The 25,085-nt window shown below is 73.5% G+C and carries 21 protein-coding genes; 13 read left to right on the top strand and 8 right to left on the bottom strand.

Annotation, left to right across the window (positions count from 1 at the left end; all coding sequences use genetic code 11):
• Positions 1–187 precede the first annotated feature (187 nt).
• Positions 188–3,241, bottom strand: a complete 3,054-nt coding sequence (locus ACN6LD_RS30270; RefSeq protein ID WP_445044863.1) for a helix-turn-helix transcriptional regulator — start codon at positions 3,239–3,241, stop codon at positions 188–190.
• A gap of 127 nt (positions 3,242–3,368) precedes the next feature.
• Positions 3,369–4,055 (bottom strand): hypothetical protein, encoded by a 687-nt coding sequence (locus ACN6LD_RS30265; RefSeq protein ID WP_445044862.1) that lies wholly within the window; start codon positions 4,053–4,055, stop codon positions 3,369–3,371.
• Positions 4,056–4,107: 52 nt separating this feature from the next.
• On the opposite strand from ACN6LD_RS30265, the gene ACN6LD_RS30260 reads away from it, so the two are divergent.
• Positions 4,108–4,233, top strand: coding sequence for a hypothetical protein (locus ACN6LD_RS30260; protein WP_445044861.1), 126 nt, complete (start codon positions 4,108–4,110; stop codon positions 4,231–4,233).
• Positions 4,234–4,431: 198 nt separating this feature from the next.
• Positions 4,432–5,076, top strand: a complete 645-nt coding sequence (locus tag ACN6LD_RS30255; RefSeq protein ID WP_319194688.1) for a dihydrofolate reductase family protein — start codon at positions 4,432–4,434, stop codon at positions 5,074–5,076.
• Positions 5,077–5,098: 22 nt separating this feature from the next.
• Here the strand turns inward: ACN6LD_RS30255 and ACN6LD_RS30250 are convergent, their stop codons facing one another.
• Positions 5,099–5,878 carry a hypothetical protein gene (locus tag ACN6LD_RS30250; protein ID WP_445044860.1) on the bottom strand — a complete coding sequence of 260 codons (780 nt, stop codon included), beginning with the start codon at positions 5,876–5,878 and terminating at the stop codon, positions 5,099–5,101.
• A 102-nt stretch (positions 5,879–5,980) separates the two neighbouring features.
• On the opposite strand from ACN6LD_RS30250, the gene ACN6LD_RS30245 reads away from it, so the two are divergent.
• Positions 5,981–6,133, top strand: coding sequence for a hypothetical protein (locus tag ACN6LD_RS30245; RefSeq protein WP_445044859.1), 153 nt, complete (start codon positions 5,981–5,983; stop codon positions 6,131–6,133).
• 164 nt (positions 6,134–6,297) lie between these two features.
• Positions 6,298–7,128 carry a hypothetical protein gene (locus tag ACN6LD_RS30240; RefSeq protein ID WP_445044858.1) on the top strand — a complete coding sequence of 277 codons (831 nt, stop codon included), beginning with the start codon at positions 6,298–6,300 and terminating at the stop codon, positions 7,126–7,128.
• A 23-nt stretch (positions 7,129–7,151) separates the two neighbouring features.
• Here the strand turns inward: ACN6LD_RS30240 and ACN6LD_RS30235 are convergent, their stop codons facing one another.
• The 3 genes from ACN6LD_RS30235 to ACN6LD_RS30225 all read right to left on the bottom strand — a co-directional run bounded on the left by ACN6LD_RS30235 (position 7,152) and on the right by ACN6LD_RS30225 (position 11,986).
• A complete protein-coding gene (locus ACN6LD_RS30235) occupies positions 7,152–8,234 on the bottom strand; it encodes a LacI family DNA-binding transcriptional regulator (RefSeq protein WP_319198378.1) in 1,083 nt (360 codons plus the stop codon).
• 329 nt (positions 8,235–8,563) lie between these two features.
• Positions 8,564–10,450, bottom strand: coding sequence for a beta-galactosidase (locus ACN6LD_RS30230; RefSeq protein WP_445044857.1), 1,887 nt, complete (start codon positions 10,448–10,450; stop codon positions 8,564–8,566).
• Positions 10,451–10,831: 381 nt separating this feature from the next.
• The gene (locus ACN6LD_RS30225; RefSeq protein WP_445044868.1) at positions 10,832–11,986 is read right to left on the bottom strand and encodes an MFS transporter; all 1,155 of its coding nucleotides are present in this window, start codon (positions 11,984–11,986) and stop codon (positions 10,832–10,834) included.
• Positions 11,987–12,390: 404 nt separating this feature from the next.
• Here ACN6LD_RS30225 and ACN6LD_RS30220 point away from each other — a divergent pair, with 404 nt between their 5' ends.
• Positions 12,391–13,791 carry an acyltransferase family protein gene (locus ACN6LD_RS30220; protein ID WP_445044856.1) on the top strand — a complete coding sequence of 467 codons (1,401 nt, stop codon included), beginning with the start codon at positions 12,391–12,393 and terminating at the stop codon, positions 13,789–13,791.
• A gap of 228 nt (positions 13,792–14,019) precedes the next feature.
• Here ACN6LD_RS30220 and ku read toward each other — a convergent pair whose 3' ends face one another.
• Positions 14,020–15,150 carry a non-homologous end joining protein Ku gene (gene ku, locus ACN6LD_RS30215; RefSeq protein WP_445044855.1) on the bottom strand — a complete coding sequence of 377 codons (1,131 nt, stop codon included), beginning with the start codon at positions 15,148–15,150 and terminating at the stop codon, positions 14,020–14,022.
• 70 nt (positions 15,151–15,220) lie between these two features.
• On the opposite strand from ku, the gene ligD reads away from it, so the two are divergent.
• Entirely contained in the window at positions 15,221–16,105 is an 885-nt protein-coding gene (gene ligD / locus ACN6LD_RS30210; RefSeq protein WP_445044854.1) for a non-homologous end-joining DNA ligase, read from the top strand.
• A 139-nt stretch (positions 16,106–16,244) separates the two neighbouring features.
• Here the strand turns inward: ligD and ACN6LD_RS30205 are convergent, their stop codons facing one another.
• The gene (locus tag ACN6LD_RS30205; protein WP_445044853.1) at positions 16,245–17,048 is read right to left on the bottom strand and encodes a nuclease-related domain-containing protein; all 804 of its coding nucleotides are present in this window, start codon (positions 17,046–17,048) and stop codon (positions 16,245–16,247) included.
• Positions 17,049–17,158: 110 nt separating this feature from the next.
• Here ACN6LD_RS30205 and ACN6LD_RS30200 point away from each other — a divergent pair, with 110 nt between their 5' ends.
• The 7 genes from ACN6LD_RS30200 (at position 17,159) to ACN6LD_RS30170 (ending at position 25,069) form a co-directional block, all read left to right on the top strand.
• Positions 17,159–17,668 (top strand): protein-tyrosine phosphatase family protein, encoded by a 510-nt coding sequence (locus ACN6LD_RS30200; protein WP_445044852.1) that lies wholly within the window; start codon positions 17,159–17,161, stop codon positions 17,666–17,668.
• A 381-nt stretch (positions 17,669–18,049) separates the two neighbouring features.
• A complete protein-coding gene (locus ACN6LD_RS30195; RefSeq protein WP_445044867.1) occupies positions 18,050–18,835 on the top strand; it encodes a hypothetical protein in 786 nt (261 codons plus the stop codon).
• The gene (locus ACN6LD_RS30190) at positions 18,832–20,235 is read left to right on the top strand and encodes an ATP-binding protein (protein WP_319190675.1); all 1,404 of its coding nucleotides are present in this window, start codon (positions 18,832–18,834) and stop codon (positions 20,233–20,235) included. The genes ACN6LD_RS30195 and ACN6LD_RS30190 overlap by 4 nt, the downstream gene beginning before the upstream one ends.
• Positions 20,236–20,305: 70 nt before the next feature.
• A complete protein-coding gene (locus ACN6LD_RS30185; RefSeq protein WP_319190632.1) occupies positions 20,306–20,938 on the top strand; it encodes an SH3 domain-containing protein in 633 nt (210 codons plus the stop codon).
• Positions 20,939–20,990: 52 nt separating this feature from the next.
• On the top strand, positions 20,991–22,514 hold the full coding sequence (locus tag ACN6LD_RS30180) for an FtsW/RodA/SpoVE family cell cycle protein (protein ID WP_445044851.1): 1,524 nt from the start codon (positions 20,991–20,993) through the stop codon (positions 22,512–22,514).
• The gene (locus tag ACN6LD_RS30175) at positions 22,511–23,968 is read left to right on the top strand and encodes a peptidoglycan D,D-transpeptidase FtsI family protein (RefSeq protein ID WP_319190636.1); all 1,458 of its coding nucleotides are present in this window, start codon (positions 22,511–22,513) and stop codon (positions 23,966–23,968) included. Before ACN6LD_RS30180 ends, ACN6LD_RS30175 begins: the two co-directional genes overlap by 4 nt.
• Before the next feature lie 162 nt (positions 23,969–24,130).
• The gene (locus ACN6LD_RS30170; protein ID WP_319190638.1) at positions 24,131–25,069 is read left to right on the top strand and encodes an AurF N-oxygenase family protein; all 939 of its coding nucleotides are present in this window, start codon (positions 24,131–24,133) and stop codon (positions 25,067–25,069) included.
• The last annotated feature ends 16 nt before the right edge of the window (positions 25,070–25,085 follow it).

Genomic DNA, 25,085 nt, shown 5'->3' with positions numbered 1-25,085 from the left:
GCGCTCCCCGCGGACGCCGCTGGAAGCGGGCGGTCGTGCCGGTCGGTGCGGAGGTTCGTCTCATGCGCCAAGTCTGAGAGCAGACCACGCCCACCACGTGAGCACGCGTACTCACCTGCGTGGTGGCACTCACTCAGACTTCGTCACGCCGTGGACGCGACCCGACGTACGCCCGACCGCGCCCGGCTCACGATCCGACGCCCAGGCCGATGCGGGTCATCAGACGGGTCAGCGCCGAACGGGACGGTACGTCGAGCTTGCGGTAGACCGAGGACAGGTGCGTTTCGACGGTGCGCCGGCTGAGGTGGAGCCGGGCGGCGATGTCCTGGTTGCTCAGGCCCTCCGCCAGGAGTCCGGCCACCTCGACCTCACGTGCCGTCAGCCCCGCCAGTTCCGGCGGGACCGCGGACGCCTCGGGTATGACCTCGGGGCGGCTCAGCTCGGCCAGGTCGACGAGCAGGCGGGCGCCGCCGGCGACGGCGATGCGGTGGGCGCGGCGCCACATGGCGGCCGCGCGTTCGCCCTGGCCGGTGCGCTGCACCAGGGGCGCCGCGCGGAGCAGGCAGTACGCCTCCCACAGACGCTGGCCGCAGCGGGCGTACTCCTGGGCGGCCGCGTCGAGGAGACGGACGGCCCGGTCCGTGTCGCCGCGGTGCCCGGCCAGCGACGCCTCGGCTCGCCGGGCTGCCGCGCGCTGGCCGCCGAGACCGAGCCGTCCGGCCTCGCGCGCCGCCTGCGCGGCCCAGCGTCGGGCCTGGTCGAGGTCGCCGGTGGCGAGGGCGGCACCGGTGAGCGTGTCGAGCTGGCCCGGACGGATCGACGGTTGCAGCAGGGGGAGTTCGCGGCCTCCGCCGGCCGTCGTGATGGCCTCCTGCGCGCGGTGCGCGTCGCCGCTCACGAACGTCGCGTGCCCGAGCATGCACCACGCCAGGGCGGGCCACCAGCCCTTGCTCCCGCTGGTCGCCGCGACAGCCTCCTCAGCGGTGGTCAGGGCGTCGACGTCCCCGAACGGTCGGCACAGCAGCAGCACCAGCGTCTTGATGGCGAGCGTGAACGCCAGTAGGTCGGAGCTGCCCGCGGCCCGCGCCAGGGTCTCCGCCTCCTCGGCCGCCTCCAGCGCGGACGGCAGGCGACAGGTGGTGAGATGGACGAAGGCTTTGCTCGTCAGCAGGTGCGGCAGGACGTGGAGCCGGCCGCCGCGCCGGGCGATGTCGAGCCCGCGGGTGAAGTGCCGTTCGGCGTCCGGGTAGCGCTCCAGCAGGACTTCCGCCCAGGCCAGCCAGCTCAACGACTCGCACAGGTCCGTGAGGCCGGGGTCGGTCAGCGCGTCCGTGAGCCGGGACGCGGCGGCGGTGTACCGGACGGCTGCTGCCGTCTCGCCCTCGTACGCCTCGCCCAGGGCGGCCAGCGCGAGGGCGGCCGCTTCCGCCGCACAGTCGTCGTCGGCTCGGGCGAGGGCCACGGCTTCCGCGACGTCCGCGCGGGCCTCGGGATAGGACGCCGTCAGCAGGGCGGACATGCCGAGGGCGAGCCGCAGGGAGACCTCCTGCCCGGGAGCGGGGCCCGGACGGCGGGACAGCTCGCGGCGCAGCAGGGCGGTGGCCTCCGGGGAGTGGCCGAGGTGCCGCTCCATCACGGCGCACCAGGCGACGGCCTCCGTGCGCAGCGGGAGGAGGTCCTTGCCCGACGTCTCGATCAGGTCGTGCAGCAGATCGCGGCTCTCGCGGAGACTGCCGCTGACGCCGAGCGCCCGGGCGCGCGCCAGGACGAGTTCGCCTCGCCGCAGGTCGTGCTCGGGCCTGTCCGGCAGGTGCGTGAGGACGACGTTCAGCAGGTGGGCGGCGGTGGCCGGGGCGGTCGACGCGCACTGAGCGGCGGACTCCTCCAGCACGGCGGCTCCCTCGGCGTCCCAGCCGGTCATCGACCGTTCGACGTGGTGGGCCCGCTCGGTGGCGGGGGCGCCGCTGCGGGCCAGTGCCCGCGCGGCCCGACGATGAAGCTCGGCGCGCCGCCCCGGGGCGGTGTTCTCGTAGACCAGGGCCCGCACGAGCGGATGGCGGAGCGCCCATCGGCCGCCCTGCCCGGCGCGCAGCACGTCCCGCGCCGCCAGTGCCCTTATCACCTCCTCGACCTCCGCAGCCTCCGCGGCCTCCTCAACCTCCGCGGCTTCTACCGCCTCCGCTGCCCTGGCTTTCAGCACCTCCTTCACCCCGTTCGCCTCCTTCGGCTCCTTCGCCTCGTTCGCCTCCTTCGGCTCCTTCGTCTCGGCCGTCGTCTCCTGCCTCCCCGTCGCCTCTTCGGGCGACGGGCCGATCGCCTCGGCCACCATGGCGGGGGTTGCATGAGCGCCGAGCGCTGCCACCGCCTCGGCGACACGGCGTTGCGACGCGGTCAGCGCGGTCAGCTCGTCGAGCAGCAGGGCCGCGAGGCCGTCGGGCACGCCGACCGCGTCCGTCGCGTCGGACCGGGTGAGGGCGCTGGGCAGCCGGGCTCCGTCGCGGTACGCGTGCAGCAGCGCGAGCAGATAGAAGGGGTTGCCGTCGCTGGCGGCGTACAACTGCTTCGCCTCGCGCCCCGGAACATCGGGGGCCAGCGTCCGGATGGACTCCTTCTCGGGGAGCGGGCCCAGCGCGAAGTGCAGGACGTCTCCGGTGTCGGTGCCGCGCGCCAGGGCCGCGGTCAGGGAGGTGGGGGTCTGCCGGACCCGCCGTGCCACGACCAGCAGGACCCGTCCGCGGGCCGGGTGCCGGATCAGGTGATCGACGAGTTCCCGTGACGCGGGGTCCGCCCAGTGCAGGTCGTCGACGGCCAGAACCACGCCGCGCCCGCCGAGGCGCGTGAGAAACCTGGTGATCGCACGGTGCAGTCCGAAGCGGGCTGCGCCGCCCGGGCCGGACGTGTCTCCCGGGGCCGCTCTCCGGATGCCGTGCAGCACCAGGTCCAGTTCGGGGTCGGGTTGGGGGAGTTCGGGGTCCGCGGCGATGACGTCGGGGTCGACGTCGGCGAGTGCGTCGGTGAAAGCCTGGAAGGGGACGTGCTGTTCGTACTCCGTGGCGCGGCCGCGAAGCACCGTGAATCCGCCCCGGCGGGCCCGGGCGCAGACCTCGCCGAGCAACCGGCTCTTCCCGATGCCGGGCTCACCCGCTATGTCGACGACGGCCGGTGCGTCGGGCAGGTCCGGGCCGGCCAACAGGGCGTCGAGCCGCGCGAGTTCAGCTGTTCTGCCCACCAGTTGAGTCATGCTCCCGCACCCTGCCCGCCCAGTCGATCTCAGTTCCCCTCGACCATCCTAGAAGGGGCTACTGACACATATGGGGTGACATATATCGAGCTCGGCGTCGGCGGGACGCTCTGCGGGCGGAGTTCGCCTACGCGTCGGCCTCGACGCTGGACAGGGGGACGCGAAGAGCGCGGTGCAGTCGGGCGGAGGTGTCGATGTCGAGGCCCAGCCTCGCGTGACGCAAGGACGCGCCGTGCTGACCGATCAGCGCCAGGTCACGGAGCTGACGACGCACCTCGGCGGTGAGGACTTCGTCCGGGACGGCGGCGTCGCCGTCGGCTGCCTTGCCGTCGGCTGCCTTGCCGTCGGCTGCCTTGCTGTCGCCTGCGTCCACGCGGCCGCCCCTGTCCAGACGTGCGTCCGCGTTCAGGCGTGCGTCCGCGGCTTCGACTGCCCGGCTGCTCACTGCCGAGACCGACTCGCCTGCGCCGAACAGGTAGGCCACCGCGGTGTGCAGCACGGCGGCCGCGGCCGGCTCGTCGGCGTCACCGGGGCCGTGCTGCCCGTCGTTGTGGCAGTACTCGCTCAGCAGGTACTCGCCCAGCCCGTGCTTGATCTCCCCGAACGCCGACGCGTTGCCCAGCGCGGCTTCCCACAGGGCGTTGAGCATCGGCCGGAGGTCGAGGGCGTACTCCGCCTGCTCATGGGCCGGCAGAGCCTCCTGGGCCCGCATCAGCCGTTCGGCGACCCCGACGGCGAACACCACGCGCTCGTCCGGGGACGCGGCGGCCAACCGTCCTGCCAGCTCGGCCTCCCACTCCTGCCAGGTCGTCATCCGTGCCCACCCCAGTCGTGACTGATCACCTGACCACGACAGTAGCCGCACCATGGCCACGAGCAGCGCGGTGGAACGTCGCCGTGGAGCGGCGGCGAGCGGCGGCGAGCGGCACCCGCGCGTCTCACCGGGCGGGCGCGTCGCAGCGGACGGCGGCCGCACCGGTGACCTGCGGTGACGCCAGGGGCCAGGGTTTCGCCGAGTCGGCACGCGGACCCCGTTCTATCGTGAGGTGACAGGGCGTGCCGGTGCGGTGTCCCGGCGCCGGACGGGCGAGGATCACGAAGTGGGCGCCGTCGCGGCGATGAGTCCGGCCCGGCCCACAGGTCTACCTGCCGAACGAGACACACGACGGATGACTCATCAGGAGCACACCATGGGCCTCATCGACATCGAGATGTTCGCGTCACTGGACCTGGTCGCGCAGTCACCCGGCGGTCCGGACGAGGACCCGGAGGGGTTTCCGTACGGGGGCTGGCAGGCGCCGCTGTCCGACGAGGTCGCCGGAGCGCAGATCGTCGCCGCGTACGAGGGCACGGACGCCCTTCTGCTCGGTCGGCGGACGTACGACATCTTCGCCGCGTACTGGCCGCACCAGAAGGGCGGCGCGGACGACGAGATCGCCACGCTCTTCAACCGCGTGCCGAAGTACGTCGCCTCCCGCGGCACGCCCGACCTCTCGTGGGCGGGGTCGACGCACCTCGGCCCGGACCTGGCCGCCGCGGTGCGCGAGATCCGCGACCGGCACGAGCAGGTGAAGGTCGTCGGGAGCATCGACCTGGTGCAGACGCTGCTGCGGGAGAAGCTCTTCGACCGTCTCGACCTCTGGCTGCACCCGATCGTGCTCGGCGTCGGGAAGAAGGTGTTCGACGGTGGCGCGGTGCCCACGAACGTCACCCTCCTCGAACCGCCGGCGACCAGTCCGAAGGGCACCGTGTACCTGCGCTACGGACTTGCCGACGGCACGCCCCGGACGGGGGACATGAGCGCGCCCGATCGCGGCCTCGGGCAGGACGACTGAAAGCGGACGGGACGACCGGCTGTCAGTAGCGGTGACCGGGCCAGTGGGGGGACGTCCAGCGGGCCTCGCCGGTGAGGGCGAGCAGCCGTATCCGGTGCTGCAGGTCCGCCGGTGCGTCCGACGTGCGCAGTCGCGTCGCGGCGTGGCCCAGCAGCCAGCCGACCAGTTCGGCGCGCAGTTCCTCCTCGTCGTGCTCGTGCCAACGGACGTGCCACGGCAGGCCGTCTCCCAGGAGTTCGTACTCCCACTTCGCGGCTGCCTCGGCGAGACGCAGGTCGCTGAGGTTCCCGGTGTGCACCTCCCAGTCGGCCAGCCAGGGGCGGACCGTTCCGGACGCCTCGGCGCACATCGCGAAGACCTGGTGCGCGGGGACGGCCGCGTCCGGATCGGTGAGGCTCTGCACCCACCAGGCGTGCAGGAACTCGCGTACGGCGGCGGCCTGTTCGTCGGGCCACTGCTGCCAACGGCCGCGGGCGAAGGAGTAGCCGGCCTCTTCCAGCCCGGACAGGGGTCGCACACGGCCGGCGACGAGGGCCGTGGCGAACTGCGGCAGGATGCGGCGCAGCACGGCCGCGTGATCGGTCCAGTCGACGGCCTGCCAGGTCCGCCGCAGGAGATCCGGCTCCAGCTCCGCGTCCGGGGTCTTGAGAAGGGCGACCTCTTCCGCGCTGCCCCAGTGGCATGAGCAGTTGTGCTCGTCCGGATGTGCGGTCATGCCGTGGAAGACGTCGAAGAGGTCGTCCAGGGCGGCGCCGAGGCGACGGCGTGCGGCGGCGAGATGTGTGAGGTGCGTGGGGTGCATGGGATGCATGGGGCGTCCGGCCTTCGAGGACTCCGGCCGGCCTGCGCCGGCCGAAGATCGTCACGCTACACGGCGAGTCGGCGTGGGGTGAGGTGGGGTGGGGTGCGCGTCGGCCGTTCCGCTGCGTCATGGCCGCGGTGCCCGTCCGGTGAGGAGACGGTGGCGGTGGCGGTGGCGGTGGCGGTGGCGGTGGCGGTGGCGGTGGCGGTGGCGGTGGCGGTGGCGGTGGCGGTGGCGGTGGCGGTGGTGAACTGACGCGGTGTCGACGAGGTTGTTCCGCTCGACGGGCCGTGCTCGGCGGGCCGTGACGGCGAACTATGCGGCCGGTGTGCGCGTCTCACGCTTTCGCAGGGGCCGCCGCCGGTGGTGCCGCGTGTTCTGGTTCACGGTGCGATGCGGCACCGTGCGGGAGGGTGGCCATGGCGTTGGCGATGTGCCCGTTGTGCAGCGACGACGAGGACGTCGAGCTGGTACGCGGGCTCGAGGGCGGGCGTCGGCTCGTCCGGCACCGGTGCGGTTTCGAGTGGGAGCACGGCGCACTCGCCGAGCCGAGGAAGCAGCCTCCCCGATCCTTCGTCGATCTCAAGGCGCGTTTCCCGAAAGCCGAGGACGTCGAGCCCGGGGTGCTGGAACGCGTCGACCGGCTCAAGACCCGCTACCTCGCCTCCCGACCGGGCTTCGATCCCGACGTGGCGGCCTACTGGGAGAAGTACCGGAGGATCTTCTCCCGTGAGGGGCTGTACGCGTGCGATCCGCGGGCCCTGAAGGACTTCGCGAACTCCGACGTCGGAGCGCGCCCCGGCAACCAGGCCACGTTCAACAGCGCGTGGAACGCCCTCGGCGACGACGCGGCCGCCGAGTCGACCCGGCAGACCGTCGAATACCTCCTGCACGGACCGGACGACGTACCGCGCGAGGACCGGCTGGACCACCTGCTGAGCGGTGTGAAGCCGTTCGCCATGACGGGTTTCAAGGAGGCTCTCCTCACCAGGGTGCTCTGCGTGGTGGAGCCCGAGCGCTTTCTGTCGATCCTCAAGTACACGACGGAGGCGGGCGGCAAGCGCGAGATCGCGCGGATGGTCTACGGACTGGAGCTGCCCGCACCGGAGTCGGTGAACTGGACCCTCGGCCGGCTCGTCTTCTGGAGCAACGACCTCCTGCACACTCTCGTCGGCGACGGGTTCGCCAATCAGCAGCACGCCGCCGCGTTCCTGTGGTGGGCGAAGGACCGGATCGACGAGCCTTCCTGAGCCGACGGCCGCCCGCCCGGGGCTCAGGCGGGGCGGGGCGGGGCGGTCGTGCTGTCGCGGACGCGCAGGTCGACCGGGATGAGGGTGAGGGAGGGCTCCGGGGCCCGCGAAGACCGGGGCGGGCTGTCGATCCGGGCCAGGAGGACGCGCAGGGCGATGGTGCCGATGTCGGTGAAGTCGGTGCGGATCGTGGTCAGCGGTGGCAGGAAGTGGGCGGCTTCCGGGATGTCGTCGTAGCCGACCACGCTGACGTCCTCGGGAACGCGGCGGCCCGCTTCGTGGAGGGCGCGCAGAACGCCGAGGGCCATCTGGTCGTTCGAGACGAAGACCGCGGTCAGGCCCGGGTCCTTCGCCATTTCACGGCCTCGGTCGTAGCCGGAGTCCGCGGTCCAGTCGCCGGTGAGGGGAGCGTGGACCTCGGCTCCCGCCGCCTCGAGCGTGGCGCGCCAGCTGTCCGCCCGTCGGTCCGCCGACGTCCAGCCCGTCGGGCCGGCGAGGTGGCGAACCGTGGGATGGCCGAGGGAGAGCAGGTGGCGCGTCGCCTTGCGGGCGCCGGTGCGCGCGTCGGAGGTGACCATGGGGGTGCCGTCGCCGAGGTCGTTGTCCATGACGACCAGAGGGGTGTCGAGGTGGGCCTCCGCGAGGGCGCGCGCCAGCCGGACCTGGGGGGCGATCGCGATCACGCCGTCCGCGCCCTCCGCGGACAGCCGGTCGGCGGCGCGCACCACGGTATCCCGGTCCGCGGTGTCCAGGGCGATCGAGCTGACCAGGTAGCCGGCCTCCTGCGCCGCGGTGTTGATCGCGGTGAGGGTCGAGGCGGGGCCGTAGCGGGCCGCGTCGAAGGAGATCACGCCGAGCATGCGGGTACGCCCGCTGGCGAGGGAGCGGGCGCTGCTGCTGGGGCGGTAGCCCAGCGTGCGCATCGCCGTCCGGACCGCTTCCCTCGTCTCGGCGCGGACGGCCGGGTGGTCGTTGAGCACCCGGGAGACCGTCTGCTTGGAGACGCCCGCCAGTTTCGCGACGTCGTCCATCACCGGGCGGGCTCCGGCGAAGTTGCGTCTGCTGCGTCCCCTGGGCGCCGGGCCGTCTGCCGCGCTACCGGTCATGGTGGGGGGCTTCTTCCTGTGGACTGGCCGGACAGGGCGGAGGAGCCCGTGCGCGGGCGGGGGTGGGGAGGGTTCCGCTCGCGGGGGCGGGCTTGTCCGGGCAGTCGTGCTGTTCGTGCTGCACCGCCCGGCGGATCCACAGGATAGGCCGGGCGGCGGACGGACGGGCGGAGGGGTGGGCGGACGGGTGGGCGGACGGGTGGATGACGGGGCGGGCCGGGCCGCCGGGACAGGCCGGCCCGCCGGGACAGGCCGAGCCGCCGGGACAGGCCGGCCCGCCGGGACAGGCCGAGCCGCCGGGACAGGCCGGCCCGCCGGGACGGGACGGGTCAGGGGCCTGTCGGGCCCAGGTCGGGGACGTCGGTGAGGTGGGCCTCGGACGTCGTGGCGCCGTGCAGTTCGAGAAGGACCAGGTCGTTGACGCCCCTGCGCAGGATCGGACCGGGGACGTAGAGGGTGCGCTGGGGGCCGCGGTTCCAGTAGCGGCCGAGGTGGAAGCCGTTGATCCAGGCCTGGCCCTTGGTCCAGCCGGGCAGGGAGAGGAAGGCGTCGGCCGGGCTCGACACGTCGAAGGCGCCGTGGTGGAAGGCGGGCCCGGCGGAGGCGAAGGCCTCGGGGACGGGAATCCGCGAGGTGAGGGGCCCCGGGGTCACGCTCTCGGCATCGGCGGTCCCGGCGTCGGCGGTCCCGGCGTCGGCGGTCCCGGACGTGGCCGCGACGGAGGTGGGATGCAGGGCTGTGGGGTGCGCGGCGGTGAGGGTCGTCATGGACGGGGCGTCGTCGAGCGGGAGGGCGTGGCAGTCCCAGTCCTGCAGGGGCCGTCCCAGGAAGGTGACCGGGCCCAGCAGGCCCTTCGGGACGCCGATGCGGGGCCCGTAGTTGACCCGGCCCATGTTCTCCACGAGCACGTCGAGGACGGCGCCCGCGCGTGGGACGTGGACCGGCAGGGTCTCCTCGTAGCGCTCGCGCTCCAGAACGCCGGCCGGGGCGCCGTCCAGGAAGACCTGGGCTCGGTCCCCCACTCCCCCCGCGAAGTGGAGCAGGCCGTCTCCCGGGGTGGGAACGGTCGTCCGGTAGAGCATGTAGCCGGAGCGCCGGCCCAATTCGTCGGCGGAGAGCGGGTCCGTGGCGCGGACCGGCCGGCCGGCCGGCGGGATGAGGGGCGAGCGGTGGGTCAACCGGACCGTGGTCGGCGGGAGTTTGGGCGACGGGTCCGGGACCGGCTCGTCCGGGACCGGGGCGTGGCGGGCGATGACCTCACGGAAAGCGTGGTACTTCGGGCCCGGGTCGCCGCTCTCGGTGAGCGGGGCGTCGTAGTCGTAGGACGTGACGGTGGGCACGTAGGCGTGATGGTGGTTGGCGCCGTTGGTGTAACCGAAGTTGGTGCCGCCGTGGAACATGTAGATGTTGACGGAGGCGCCTGCGGAGAGGAGCCGGTCCAGGTCGGCGGCGGCGTCCCCGGCGTCCCTTCCGTGGTGCGGGCCGCCCCAGTGGTCGAACCAGCCGATCCAGAACTCCGAGCACATCAGGGGGCCTTCGGGCTGCGCCTCACGGAGTCGGCGCAGCGACTCCTCCACACGGCTGCCGAAGGTACCGGTGGCCAGGACGCCGGGCAGCGTCCCGTTGCGGAGGTGGTCGCCTGCGGTCTGGTCGCAGGTGAAGAGCAGCTCCTCGACGCCGCGGGAGCGCAGGGCGTGCTCGATGTGCTTGAGGTAGGCGACGTCGTCGCCGTAGGCGCCGTACTCGTTCTCCACCTGCACGGCGATGACGGGGCCGCCCGACGCCGCCATGTACGGCAGGAGCGGCGGGAGGAGGAGGTCGAGGTAGCGGTCGACGGCGTCCGTGAACCGGGGGTCGCTGGTGCGCAGGCGGATGTCGGGGTCGGTGGTGAGCCAGTGGGGCAGGCCGCCGCCGTCCCACTCGGCGCAGATGAAGGGGCCGGGGCGGAGGAGGACGTGCAGGCCCTCGGCCGCGGCAAGGCGGAGGAAGCGGGGCAGGTCGAGCAGGCCGTCGAGGACCAGGGTGCCGGGTTCGGGCTGGTGGAGGTTCCAGGGGAGGTACGTCTCGACGGTGTTCAGGCCCATGAGACGGGCCTTGCGCAGCCGGTCGGCCCACTGGTCGGGGTGGACGCGGAAGTAGTGCATCGCCCCGGAGAGGATGCGGAAGGGGGCACCGTGGAGGAGGAAGCCGTCGGAGGTGGTGGCGAGGGCGGGCATGAGGTCCCTTCGGTGGGGTGGGGCAGGGGCGGGCGGCGGGAGGCGTCTGTGGGTGCCGGCCGGTGGGGTGCGTGCTGGTGAGTGGGGAGGGGCGTGCGATGAGTGGGGTGCGTGCCGGTGGATGGGGGCGTGCCGGTGGATGGGGGCGTACGGGTGAGTGGGGGCGTACGGGTGAGTGGGGGCGTGCCGGTGGATGGGGGCGTACGGGTGAGTGGGGGGCGTACGGGTGAGTGGGGGGCGTACGGGTGAGTGGGGGGTGCCACGAGTTGAGCGAGCGACGGGACGGGCTGCGCCGGGCCGACCCGGACCGCGCCGCGCCGCGCCGTCACGCCGCTCCCTCGGCCGGAGGTGGCTGCGGCTGCGGGTGCGTTCCGGGTCGCTTCAGGGGGACGGTCGGCGTGTTGTCCGGGTGAGCCAGAGGGTGGACGCCAGGCAGACGGCCGAGACGGCCGCGAGGATGAGGGGGACGGCCCCGACGCCGGACCACTCGATGATCTTGCCGAGGGCCGGGCCCGCCGCCACGCCGCCCAGCATGGACGCGGCCATGACGATCGCGCCGGCTCTGCGGGCGCCGGGGGCGACCCGGCTGAGCCAGGGCAGGCCGGTGGGGAAGATCGGGGCGATGAAGAGGCCCACGCCGGCATAGGCGTAGGGGGCGAGGTCCGGGACGGCCGCCAGGAGGAGGCAGGCCGTCATTCCGGCGCAGGAGACCGTGATGATCGTCTGGGCGGAGAAGCGCAGGGCGATCGGGGCGGCCAGGAAGCGGCCGACGGTCATCATCAGCCAGTAGACGCTGGTCGCGGTGGCGGCCGCCCCCGCGCCGTAGCCGACGGACTCCAGGTGGGTGGGCTCCCAGCCGCCCACGCCCGCCTCGATGCCCACGTGCAACACGTAGAGGGTGACGAAGACGGCCAGGACGGAGCGCAACGCGGCGCCGACGGGCGTGCGGTCGCCGGTGTCGGCGGGCGCGGGCTGCGGCGCGTGGTCCTTGACGCCCCGCAGGCAGAGCAGCAGGGGGAGGTTGGCCAGGGCGAAGGCCAGGAAGAGGGCCGGGTAGTGCTCGGCGCCGACGGCTCCTACCAGGGCCGGACCGAGGATCGCGCCGACGCCGAAGTGGGCGTTGAGGATGTTGAGCATCGCGGTGGAACGGCGTCCGAAGCCCGTCGCGAACAGACGGTTGAGGCCGTAGTCGATGCCGCCGAAGCCGATGCCGGCGAGGAGGGCCGCGAGGAGGGCGACGGGCCAGTCGGGGGCGAGGGCGAACCCGGCGGCCCCGGCCGCCATCAGCAGGTACGCGACGGCGAGGATCCGGCGGTTGCCGGTGCGTCCGAAGCGGCGGTCGAAGAGGAGGACGCCGGCGACGCCGCCCGCGAAGTGGGCGCTCAGGCCGAGGCCCGCGGCGGAGGGGGAGAGTCCGAAGTCGTCGCGGAGGGCCGGGATCGACGGTCCGTACAAGGCCTGGAGCGCGCCGATGAGCACGAATCCGAAGCAGGACGCGACCACGGCGGACGTCGTGAAGACGGGGCCGGCCTCCACGGCGCTGGGGCCGGCTCCGGCGGCGACGACTGGGCCGACTTCGGTGACGACGGGGCTGGCTCCGGCCGCGACGGCAGACCCGACTTCGGCGGTGACGCGCCCGGCTCCAGCGGCGACGACGGGGCCGGCCGGGGTGGGTGACGGGGATGCGATCGATGGGGTGCGCGGTGCCGTGGGGCGATCGGTCACGCGGACTCCAGGACGGACGGCCCACGGCGTCGTGGGGTGCGGTGTGATGCTCCGACGACCGTCGATGTTACCGGTAACATGCGGGGCGTCAAGAGCACCGCGGAGCCGGGCGGAACCGATGCCCGCACTCGATCCGGGGCGTCGCCAGGGCACGGCTTGGTTGCGACAACGCCGTTGACCTGTAAGGGAGTCGGCGACGGCGGCAGCATGCGGGCATGAGCCGAGACCGGTACGTCGACTTCCTGCGGGCCTGGGCGATCCTGCTCGTGGTGCTGGGGCACTGGCTGATCACCGGGCTGGTCCGGCGCCCGGACGGGGCGCTCACCGCGCCGGAGATGCTGCTCGCGCTGCCCTGGACGCAGTGGCTGACGCTGGGCTTCCAGATCATGCCGCTGTTCTTCCTGGCCGGCGGGCACGCCGCCGGCGGGTCCTGGGCGCGGAGCCGGGACGCCGGCGGGACCGCCGCCGGGTGGGTGGGGCAGCGGGCGGTGCGACTGCTGCTGCCCACGGCCGCGTACAGCGGTCTCGTGCTGCTCGCCGTCGGCGTGTGCGGGCCGCTCGGCGTGGATCCCGCCACCCTCGCCCTGGTGGGCTGGGCGATGGCCATGCAGTTCTGGTTCCTGCCGGTCTATCTGCTGATCAGCGTCCTGACGCCGGCGCTGTACGCCCTGCACCGACGGTGGGGCCTGCGCGTGCCCGTGGTCATGGGCGTCGCAGGGTTCGGCGTCGGCGCGTTCGTCGCAGCCGTCGGGCCGCCCCGCTCCGGGCTCGTAGAGGCCGTCGGGGCGGTGAACTACCTGCTCGTGTGGGGCGTCGTCTACCAGCTCGGCTTCTGCTGGCGGGACGGGCTGCTGACCGGCGGCGGGCGGCGGACGCCGACCGCTCTGGCACTGGGCGGCGGGGCGGTGTTCGCCGCACTCGTCGGGCCCGGGCCCTTCCCGGTCAGTCTCATCCTGGTGACGGGGCAGGAGCTGAGCAACACCGATCCGCCGTCGGCGGCTCTGCTGGCCTGGGCGGTGGCGCAGGTGGGGGTGGCGCTGTGGATCGCGCCGGCCGTCCGCAGGGCGCTGGAACGGGACCGGGCGGAACGGGCGGTGCGGGCGCTCGGGTCGGGCAGCATGGCGCTCTACCTGTGGCACATGCTGCCCGTGCTGATCGTCGCCGCCGCCTTCTACCTCACCGGCCTCGCCCCCGAACCGGGGTACGGCTCGGCGGGCTGGTGGGCCCTGCGTGTGCCCTGGTTGCTGATACTGGGGACGGTCCTTGCCGGGGTCGTCCGGGCGTTGCGTCCGCTGGAACGGATGCTGGCCTCGGTGGAGAGGGCCGTCCGGCCGGACGCCGGGCTTCGCGGGGCGGCGGCCTGGCGCGTGTGGGCTGGGCTCGGGGCGAGCGTCTGGGCGCTGACCTGCTTCGCGGGCCACGGGTTCGCACCCGGAGGCGCGTTTCCCGTCCCGGCGGCGCTGGGACTGGCGGCGGGCACGGCACTGCTCGCCCTCCCCCGCCGGGGCGGCGGCCCGCACGGCGTGAACGGCACGAGGGGCGGGGAGGGCGAGGAGGGCCTGGACGACGAAGGCGGCGGCCCCGGGGACGGCGGGGAGTTGCAAGGGGCCGCCTGAGGGGCTGCGCCGACCGGTCGACAGCGGCCTGGGAGGAGGACTCCGCCCGGCTGGTCGCCGGCGGTCGGACGACTGGGCCCGCTGATGGTGACGTGCCGGGGAGGGAGGAGGACTCCGTCCGGCCGGTCGCCCGTCGTCGGACGACTGGGCCGGCCGATGGGGATCCGCCGGGGAAAGACGTCGGGCGGCTGATCGCTGCGCACCGAGAGTGGAGCGGGCGGGCGTCGGTCAGGCCGTGCGTTTGCGGGGAGTCGCCTTCTTCGCCGTCTTCTTGGCCGCCGTCTTCGCACTCCTCCCGGCCGTCGACTTCGCGCTCGCCCCGGCCGTCGTCTTCTTCGCCGTCGACGTCGTCTTCTTCGCGGCTGTCTTCTTGGCGGTGCTTCCGCTCGCCGTCGTCTTCTTCGCGGACTGGGTGGACTTCGCCGTCGACTTCCGCGGCGCGGCCGTGGACTTCTTCGCCGTGGACGTGGACTTCTTGCCGCCCGTCTGCTTGGGCGAGGCGCCCGCCGACCTGCGCTGGGGCAGGCGTCTGACCTCGGCCTCCTCGGCCGCTTCCGGCTCCTGTGCGGAATGCGACGCCTCGCCCCGCGACTCCTTCGCCGCCCGGACGCTCTTCTCCAGGGCCGCCATCAGATCCAGCACCTTGCCGCTGGACGGCGCGGCCGGGGCCTCGGGGGGCGCCTCGCCGGCCGCCTTCGCCGCGACGACCTCCTCCACCGCCTCGCGGTACTCGTCGTGCAGGTCCTCCAGGTCCACCTCGCCCAGGGTGTCCATCAGGGCGTCCGCGAGGTCCAGTTCGTTGTCGCGGACGGTGACGGAGGTGTCCGGGGCCATGCCCTCCGGCGCGCGGACCTCGTCCGGCCAGAGCAGTCCGTGCATGGCGATCGCCTCGCCGACCACGCGGAGCATGCCGAGGCGCTCTCTGCCGCGGAGGGCGTACTTCGCGATCGCGACCTTGTTGCTGCGCTTCAGGGCCTCCCGGAGCAGGGTGTACGGCTTGGCTGCCGGGGCGCCGCCCGCCTGAAGGTAGTAGGCGGCGTCCATCTGCAGCGGGTCGATCCGGTCGGCCGGCACGAAGGCCACGATCTCGATGGTCTTGGCGGTCGGGAGCGGCAGGTGGGACAGGTCCTCGTCGGTGATCGGGATGATCGTGCCGTCCGCGTCCTCATACCCCTTGCCGATCTCCGCCGACGTCACCTCGCGCTCCTCCAGCTCGCAGACCTTGCGGTAGCGAATGCGGCCGCCGTCCTCCGTGTGGATCTGGCGGAAGGAGATCGAGTGGCTCTCGGTGGCGTTCACCAGCTTGATCGGGATGCTGACGAGACCGAAGGAGATGGCGCCGTTCCAGATGGATCTCACGTGCAGCACCTTTCCGGCCGAGCGTGGATGGGGTGAGGTGATTTCAGACGTTTTATGTGATTCTCATCGTATGACGCCGATCACCGAGGTGGAGGGCAGACGGCTCGCGCTGAGCAACCTGGAGAAGGTGCTGTACCCGGCGACCGGCTTCACCAAGGGCGAGGTGCTGCACTACTACGCGACCGTGGCCGACGTCCTGCTCCCCCATCTGCGGGACCGGCCGTTGTCCTTCCTGCGCTACCCGGACGGGCCCGGCGGCCAGGTCTTCTTCGCCAAGAACGTGCCGCCCGGGACGCCCGACTGGGTCACCACCGCCGAGGTGCCGCGGTCGGAGGGGCCGGCCCGCATGGTGGTCGTGCAGGACCTGCCGAGTCTGGTGTGGGCGGCGAATCTCGTCACCGAGTTCCATACGCCCCAGTGGGTGATCCAGGAGCCGGAGACCGCCGACCGGCTCGTCTTCGACCTCGACCCCGGCGCGCCCGCCACCGTCGTCGAATGCTGCGAGGTCGCGGTGTGGCTGCGGGAACGTCTCGCGGAGGACGGGATCGAGGCGTATCCGAAGACCTCGGGGTCCAAGGGACTGCATCTGCTGGCGGCGGTGCGGGGGGCGTCGTCCGAACGGGTCACGGAGTACGCCAAGCGGCTGGCGGTGGAAGCGGAGCGGGCCGCTCCGCGGCTGGTGGTGCATCGCATGACGCGGAGTCTGCGGCCGGGGAAGGTGTTCGTGGACTGGAGTCAGAACGCGGCCCGCAAGACGACGGCCGCGCCGTACACGCTGCGGGCGCGGGCGGAGCCGACCGTGTCGGCGCCGGTCACGTGGCAGGAGGTGGAGGAGTGCCGGTCGGTGGGGGCGCTCACGTTCTTCGCGGCGGACGTCGTTTCGCGGGTGCGGGATCTCGGGGATCTGTCGGGGGCGGTGTTCGAGGAGGGGCGGGCTGGGGTGGTTCCGCCGTGAGGAGGGGCGGGCTGGGGTGGTTCCGCCGTGAGGAGGGGCGGGCCTCGGGCTGCGCTGAGGGCGCGAGCCCGGACCGAGGGCGCGAGCCCGCACCGAGAGCGCGAGCCCGCACCGAGAGCGCGAGCCCGGACTGGAGGTGTCAGGCTTCTGTCCAGGTGGTGCGGTCTCTTGCCATCGCGTGGAGGGCCTCCACGTCTGCCGGTTTGAGGACTCCGCCCAGGCGGGACAGGGCCGGGAGGTCTGTGTCGGTCAGGACGCGGACCTGGCGCGGGGGGCCGGTGAAGGCGACGTCCGCCGGGCCCACCAGGGCGAGCACGGGACGGACCTCGGCCGTGAGCGCGTGGGACGCGCGGTCCGCCTCGCCCCGGATCCTGCGCAGCAGGGGCTCCGGGTCCCGGCGGCCCAGCCCGACCACCGGGTCGGCGATCCGCACCCGCTGCTTACGGGCGTACAGCGTGTGGACGGCGAACAGGCCCGCCGGTCCGATGGCCAGGTGGTGGAGCCGGTCGCCGCCCGGGAGCGGGAGGGAGTGCAGCGTGTGCCAGCCTGCGCCGTCGAGGCGGTCCAGCGCCTCGCCGACCGTCTGCTCCGCCGCGAGGGAGCGCCTGCGCGGGTCGGTGCGCAGCCGGTGGGCCGGGCCGGGTTCGCGGTCGAGGTCGATCAGGAGGGCCTCGCCGGGGCGGTTGGGCGCCAGGTCGTCGTCCGGGTGGAGGGCGAGCCGGGCCAGCTCGGCGGGCGTGGGGACGGGGGGCGGGCCGACCGCGACCGGGCCGGTGACGAAGGGGCCCAGGGCCTCCAGGACGTCCTCCCTGCGGTCGTCGGCGATCAGGTTGACCCTGGCCGCCTCACGGTCGTACCAGGCGATGTTCCTGCCGTCCGTGAGGCAGACGTAGAGCCGCTCCCGGCCATGCCTCCAGGTCGGTATGACGCGCAGTCCGTTCATGCACCATCACCCCACGACCATGGGAACAGGAGGGACGCTCCGGGGCAAGAAGGCGGTTACCCCAGGAGTGAGTTGGGCAGAGCCTAGGCAGCGCGTTTGGGGAGGCGCCGTTGCGGACTCGCAGGAAGCGACCCGACGTACCGGAACCGGATCGTCCGTGGAGCGAGATCGTGCCCGGGCTGTGGATGGGCGGCCATGGGTACCGGGGGCGTTCCGGGGAGCGGGAGCTCGCCGTGGTGCGGGACGAGTTCGATCTCGTCCAGACGCTGACCCGGGCCAGGCCGGGACACGGGCCCGGGCCCGGTGTGCAGCACCATGTGTGGCCGATTCCCGACGGCCCCCTGGACGGCACACAGCTCGCCGGAGTGATCCGGCTGGCACAGGCCGCGGGCGAGGCGCTGGACGAGGGGCGGACGGTCCTCGTGCGCTGCTACAGCGGCTACAACCGGTCGGGGCTGGTCGTCGCCCATGCGCTGGTGCGCCGGGGGTCGTCGGCCGACGACGCGATCCGGCTGATACGGTCGCGGCGCTCGCCGTGGGCCCTGCACAACGAGCTGTTCGTGGAGTACCTGCGCGCGGGACTGCCGACGGCCCGGCTGCTCGAGGAGTTGGCCGAGTAATCGTTTCGCCCGTGGTCAGCGCCTCGGCGCCGGCTCGCCCTTCCGGCCTACCGGTACGCAAAACGGACTTCCTTACGAATTAAGGTGGGCGGGAGCCGGTACCGACGCCGGCGGCAGCCGTGGCCGCCGGCCGTAGGCCAGAGGAGTCACAGGAGTCCCGTGTTCCGCAGTCGTCCCGCCACCCCAGGCGATCCGGGTCCCGGCGATCCCGGCCCTGGCGACGCCGGCCCCGGCGGCCAGGGTCCGTCCGGCCCGCACGGCCCCGGTCGGTCCGGCCTGCACGGCCCCGGTCGATCCGGCCCGCGCGGTCCGGTCGGCGGTCCCGGCCGTCGCGGCGGGCCGGTCCGCGCCCGGTTCGCGCTCGCCTCCGTCGGCGTCCTCCTGCTGGGCTCCGTCGTCGTGGGCTGCGGGGACGCCGGGGAGTTGCAGGGGGCCGGCGCCACACCGACGGCGATCAGTCCGGACCGGCTCTGGCCGGATCTGACCCCCGCATCCCGCCCCGCCTTCGACATCGGCGAGGTGGAGACCGAGGTGGTGCGGGGCGTCACCGTGCCCGGCGGGGACATCCGGGCGGTGAACCCGGTCACGGTGGTCCGCCGGGAGATCGCCCAGAATCCGGGCGACTACGGTGCGGGAGGGTACGCGGAGACGGCCCGCCGGATGGCGGACTGCGGCAGGAGCGGCGCGAAGGCTGCCGAGTGCCCCGTCCTCAAGGCCTACTACCGCGATCTCACCGGAGACGGTCACGACGACATGACGCTGGGCTTCCGTCAGCTTCCCGGGAACCTCACGGCGGTCCGCGTCTACACCGTCCGCAAGAACCGACTGGTGCAGATCATGGGCTACGAGGACGCCGTCAGCGGGGTCGAGCTGGCCGCGCGGTCCGTGATCATCCGTGCGCCGTCGGAGGTCGCCGGGTACGAGTACCGCCTGCAGTGGACCTGGGACCAGCAGCAGCAGGCCATGCTGCTCACCCACGACGAGATGCTGCGCACCGGCGGCCGCAAGCACACGCCGCGGTCGTCCCTCTCCACCCCTGCCCCCACCCCCGGAGCCACGAACCCTCCGACGGCATCCCTCACGCCCCCGTCCCCGTCCCCGTCCGCGCCCTCGTCCGCCCAGGGGTCGGCCTCCCGCTCCGCCTCCTCCCCCGCGAGCGGCCGATGAGGCTGGGGGTGCCCTCGTGGGCCGGCACGCTCGCCGCGAAGGCGGCCGTCTTCATCACGGTGATGTGCTGCGCGCTGGCCGCCCTGCTCGGCGTGCTCGTGCACGTCTCGGTGACGAACCAGACCGTCGGCCAGGCCCGCCACCTCGCGCTGTCCAGGCTGAAGGAGGCGACGGCGGCGTTCGAGGCCGGGGACTCTCTCGGGTGGGGCGCGAGCGTCGACCCGCGGGGACTGCCCGTCTCGCTGCGGGCGTTGGCGGCGGCCGGGGAGCGCGGCACCATGGTCGCCGACCGCGACGGGCGGCCCACGATGTGGGCGGCGGGCCCGGTGGACGGCGGCCGGGCCCTCGCGGTCGCCGTCGACTACTCGCAGAGCGCCCGCACCATCGAGGCGCTGGACACCGCGATCCTGTGGTCGTCGGCGCTGGCGATCGGGGCGACGCTGCTGGTCGGCGCGGTCGCGGTGACCCGCGTGACACGGCGGCTGCACACCACCGCGCAGGTGGCGCGGCGGATCACCGCTGGCGACCTGGACGCCCGCGTGAACGACCCGCGCACGAAGGAACCGGGACGGCCGCGGGACGAGGTGGGCACCGTCGCCGTCGCACTGGACTCGATGGCGTCCTCGCTGCAGGGCAAACTGCTGAGCGAGCAGCGGTTCACCGCCGACGTGGCGCACGAGCTGCGGACACCGCTGACCGGGCTGCACGCGGCGGCCGAACTGCTGCCGCCGGGACGGCCGACGGAGCTGGTGCGCGACCGGGTGGCGGCGCTGCGCACACTCACCGAGGACCTGCTGGAGATCTCCCGGCTGGACACCGGACGGGAGCGGCTGGAGCTGGACGCCGAGGACCTGACGGCGCTGGTGGTGCGGGTCGTGCGGGCGGCGGAGGCCTCGGACGGCGCGAGCGGCGCCGGTGGTGCGGGGGCCACCAGCGGTGCGTCCGCCGCCAAAGGGCCGGGCGGCTCGGGCGGTCCCGGGAGCTCGGGCAGGCCCGGGAACTCGGGCGGTGCGGCGGTCGGCATGGCGGTCACCGTCGTCCGGGACGCGCGCGTCGAGACCGACCGGCGGCGCCTCGAGCGGGTGCTGGGGAATCTGCTGGCCAACGCGCGCCGGCACGGACGGGCGCCGGTCGTGGTGACGGTGGACGGGCCGGTGGTCGCCGTGCGGGACCACGGGGACGGCTACCCGGAGTACCTCCTCACCCACGGGCCGCAGCGGTTCCGCACCGAGGGCGGGGCGAAGGGCCATGGACTCGGCCTGACGATCGCAGTGGGACAGGCGGAGGTGCTGGGGGCACGGCTGACGTTCGCCAACGCGCCGGACGGCGGCGCCGTGGCGACCCTGACGCTGCCTCAGACGCCTCCGGCCGTGAGCAGCCTCCCCGATGGCGCAGCGTGACGGGCGGCGTGCCCGAACCGCTCCTAGTCTGGCGATAAGTCAGCTTCACCCTCTTCATGGAGGTATCGCCATGTCCCTGCGCTCCGCTCTCACCCGCCTCGCCATAGTCACCGCGGCCGGCGCCCTCGCCGCCTCCGCGGCCGTCACCCCCGCCCTCGCCGACGGCGGGGACGGCGTCCACGCCCAGCAGGGCGGAACGAACGACTGGCAGAACGAGGGCGGGGACGGCGGCGACGACTGGCAGCCAGGCGGCGGGGACGGCGGTGACGACTGGCAGTCCGGCGGCGGCAACCAGTGGCAGTCGGGCGGCAATCAGAACGGCACCCAGCCGGGCAACCAGTCGAGCGGCCACCAGTGGCAGTCCGGAGGCAACCAGTCGGGCGGCAACCAGTGGCAGTCGGGCGGCAATCAGTCCGGGGGCGGCCAGTGGCAGTCCGGGGGCGACCATTCCGGCGGCCAGGACGACGGCCGCCGTTCGCGCGGGCGGGTCACCGCGAGCGAACTGCTGCTGCGGAGCGCGCCCACCCGGGCGAGTCAGGTGATCCGGGTGGCCTACCGCGGGGAGATCGTCTCCATCTTCTGCCGCACCTCGGGTCAGGACGTCCAGGGCAACACGCACTGGTACCTCCTGACGGACGGCACCTGGGCCTGGGGCTCGGCGCGCTACATCGAGACCATCGGAGCGGCGCCGCGCTCGTGCTGACACGACCGCCCGTCACGGCTCACAAGGAGCCACATTTGGGTAAGTTCCGGACATGACGAAAACCGGAGTCGGAGCGGGGACCACCGTGGTGGCGGCCGACGCGCCCGCTCCCACGGCAGGCCTCCCCCGGCGCCGTGGCGTCGAACTCGCCCTGATCGTCCTGGCCGTCCTGCTCTCGGTGTACGGCTACTGCGCGGTCGGCCTGGCGAAGCTCGACGCCGTCCCGCCCGGCGCCGCCGGTTACGGCGCCGGGCTCGGGGTCCTCGCGCTGCTGGCGCATCTCGCGGTGCGCTGGCGCGCCCCGTTCGCCGACCCGCTGCTGCTGCCCATCGCCGTGCTGCTCAACGGGATCGGCCTGGTGCTGATCTACCGGCTCGACCTGGAGACGCCCGGCGACCGGGCCGCGCCCACACAACTGGTGTGGTCGACCGTCGGGGTGGCGCTCTTCATCGTGGTGGTGACCGTGCTGGGCGACCATCGCGTGCTGCAGCGGTACGCGTACGTGTGCGTGGTCGCGGCGCTCGCCCTGCTCACCCTTCCGGTCCTCTTCCCGCCGGTGAACGGGGCGCGCATCTGGATCCGGATCGCCGGGTTCTCCATCCAGCCCGGCGAGTTCGCCAAGGTGCTGCTGGCGGTGTTCTTCGCCGCGTACTTGGCCGCCAACCGCACGGCGCTGACGTACGCGGGCCGGCGGATCTGGCGCTTCGCACGCATGCAGCTGCCCACCGGGCGGGTGCTCGGCCCGATCGTCGCGATCTGGCTGCTGAGCGTCGGCGTGCTGGTGCTGGAACGGGACCTCGGCACCTCTCTGCTCTTCTTCGGCCTGTTCGTGGTGATGCTCTACGTGGCCACCGGCCGCACCGGCTGGATCGCCGTCGGCCTGCTGCTCGCCTCGCTCGGCGCGGTCGCCGTCGGCCGTCTCGAACCGCACGTGCACAGCCGGGTCGAGGACTGGCTGCACCCGTTCGCCTCCATCGACGCCGGCCAGGGACCCAACCAGCTCGCGCAGTCGCTGTTCTCCTTCGCGGCCGGCGGGGTGCTCGGCACCGGGCTCGGCCTCGGGCACTCCGTCCTCATCGGCTTCGCCGCGAAGTCGGACTTCATCCTGGCGACGGCCGGCGAGGAACTGGGCCTGGCGGGGCTGTCGGCGCTGTTTCTGCTGTACGGGCTGCTGGTGGAGCGCGGTTTCCGGGCCGGGCTGTCACTGCGCGATCCCTTCGGACGGCTGCTGGCGGCCGGCCTCGCCTCGATCGTGGCGCTCCAGGTGTTCGTGATCGCGGGCGGCGTGACCGGCCTGATCCCGCTGACCGGCATGGCGATGCCGTTCCTGGCGCAGGGCGGCTCGTCGGTCGTCACCAACTGGGCGATCGTGGCGCTGCTGATCCGGGTCAGCGACTCGGCGCGGCGGCCGTACGACGGGGCACGCACCGATGCGCACGACGAGGCGGGCCGCGAGGCCGGCCACAAGGCAGGTCGCGAGGCGGGCCGCACGGCAGGTCGCGACACACGCCGGGAAGGGCTCGGCGCAGCCCGTGGCCGGGCCGCCGACGACACCACCTCACGGAGGCCCGGGTGACCCGGTACATCCGGCGCGCCGCCGCGTTCTGCGCCCTGCTGCTGGCGGCGCTCCTGGTCAACGCCGCGCGCGTCCAGGTCGTCCGGTCCGAGGCGTACGACGGCAACCCGGCCAACCGGCGGGCGGCCATCGCCCGTTACGCCCAGCCACGCGGCGACATCCTGGTCGGCGGGGTCCCGGTGACCGGCTCCCAGGACACGGGCGAGCAGCTGCGCTACGAGCGCACGTACCGCGACGGGCCGCTGTACGCGCCGGTGACGGGCTTCGCCTCGCAGGTGTACGGGACGACGTTCCTGGAGCACAGCGGGGACGGCGTGCTCTCCGGTTCGGACCCGCTGCTCGCCTCGTTCCCCCTGTGGGACGACGTCACCCGCGGCCGGCCGGCCGGCGGCGATGTGGTGACCACCCTGAATCCGCGGGCCCAGCGGGCCGCGTTCGAGGGGCTGGACGGGCGCAAGGGCGCGGTGGCGGCGGTGGAGCCGTCCACGGGCCGGGTGCTGGCGCTGGTGTCGAGCCCGTCGTACGACCCGGCCGCGCTGTCCGGGAACGACGCCGGTGCGGAGCGGGCCTGGGCGCGGCTCAACGGCGATCCGGACCGGCCGATGCTCAACCGGGCGGTGCGGCAGACGTATCCGCCGGGGTCGACGTTCAAGGTGGTCACGGCGGCGGCGGCGCTGGACGCGGGGGTGATCACCGACCTGGACGCGGCGACCGACTCCCCCGCGCCCTACCGGCTGCCCGGGACGCGGACGCGGCTGACGAACGAGGGGGACGGCTGCGAGGACGCTCCGCTGCGGGACGCCTTCGAGTGGTCGTGCAACACGGTGTTCGCCAAGCTCGGCGTGGACACCGGCCTGGCCCGGATGACGCGGACGGCACAGGCGTTCGGCTTCAACGACCTGGACGTGCGGATCCCGTTCGCCGTCGCGCCCAGCACCTTCGACACCTCGCTCGACCGGGCGCAGCTGGCGCTGTCCTCGATCGGCCAGTACAACACGCGGGCCACCCCGCTGCAGATGGCGATGGTGTCGGCGGCGGTGGCCGACGGCGGTCAGGTACGCACGCCGTACCTGGTGGAGCGGACGACGCGCCGGGGCGGGGCCACGGTGTCCACCGCCGGCTCCCGTCCGTCGCGTCAGGCGATGCTGCCCTCGACGGCGCGGCGGATGCGCGAGCTGATGACGGACGTGGTGCGGGAGGGGACCGGGGTGAACGCGGCGATCCCGGGCGCGATCGTCGGCGGCAAGACGGGCACCGCGCAGCACGGCGTCGGCAACGCCGGGATCCCCTACGCCTGGTTCGTCTCCTGGGCGCAGGGCGTGCGGGACGTGGAGCCGAGGGTGGCGGTCGCGGTGGTGGTGGAGGACGGGTCGGCGCGCCGGGGGGACATCACCGGCGGCGGGATGGCGGCCCCGATCGCGCGCGCCGTGATGGAGGCGGTGCTCGACTCGTGAGACGGGGAGGTCGGGAGCGTCCGGCTCTCGCGCAGGTGGGCCTCGCGCCGGAGCGGGCGCACGGGCGACGGCGTCCGCGGCGCCGGAGGGCCTCGGGCGCCCGGCGCAGGGAATTGCACGCAAGGGATTGACGGGCTTGCTGACAAGCAGTCTCATAAGTGCATGACGACCCTCACGGATGCCGACGCGGTGGAAGGGCTGCGGGACGCGCTGGGCCTGCTCAAGGACCGGGAACAGGTGGCCGAGCGGCTGCTCGCGTCCTCCGCCAAGCACTCCTTCGACCCCGACCAGGAGCTGGACTGGGACGCCCCCTTCGAGGAGGGCAAGTGGTTCTGGCCGCCGGAGCTCGTGTCGCTGTACGACACGCCGCTCTGGCGGCGGATGGGCGAGGAGCAGCGCATCCTGCTGTCCCAGCACGAGGCCGCCGCGCTCGCCTCGCTGGGGATCTGGTTCGAGATCATCCTCATGCAGCTGCTCGTCCGGCACATCTACGACAAGGCGGCGACGAGCGCGCACGTGCGGTACGCGCTCACCGAGATAGAGGACGAGTGCCGGCACTCGAAGATGTTCGCCCGGCTGATCTCGCACGGCGACACGCCCTGGTACCCGGTGAGCCGGGCCCACCAGAACCTGGGCCGCGTCTTCAAGACGATCTCCACCACCCCCGGCTCCTTCACCGCGACGCTGCTCGGCGAGGAGGTCCTCGACTGGATGCAGCGGCTGACCTTCCCGGACGAGCGGGTCCAGCCGCTGGTCCGGGGCGTCACCCGGATCCACGTCGTGGAGGAGGCCCGGCACGTGCGCTACGCCCGCGAGGAGCTGCGCCGGCAGATGGTGACCGCCCCGCGCTGGTCGCAGGAGTTCACCAGGGTCACGTCGGGCGAGTTCGCCCGGGTGTTCTCGGTGGCCTTCGTGAATCCGGAGGTCTACACGAACGTCGGCCTGGACCGGCGGGAGGCCATGGCGCAGGTCCGGGCGAGCGGGCACCGCCGGGAGGTCATGCAGACCGGCTCGAAGCGGCTGACGGACTTCCTGGACGACATCGGGGTGCTGCGGGGCGTCGGACGCCGGCTGTGGCGCTCGTCCGGACTCCTGGCATAGGCACGGCCCGGGGGCG

This window comes from Streptomyces sp. SAS_272 (assembly GCF_052543235.1).
This window is presented reverse-complemented; position numbering and strand designations above follow the sequence as displayed.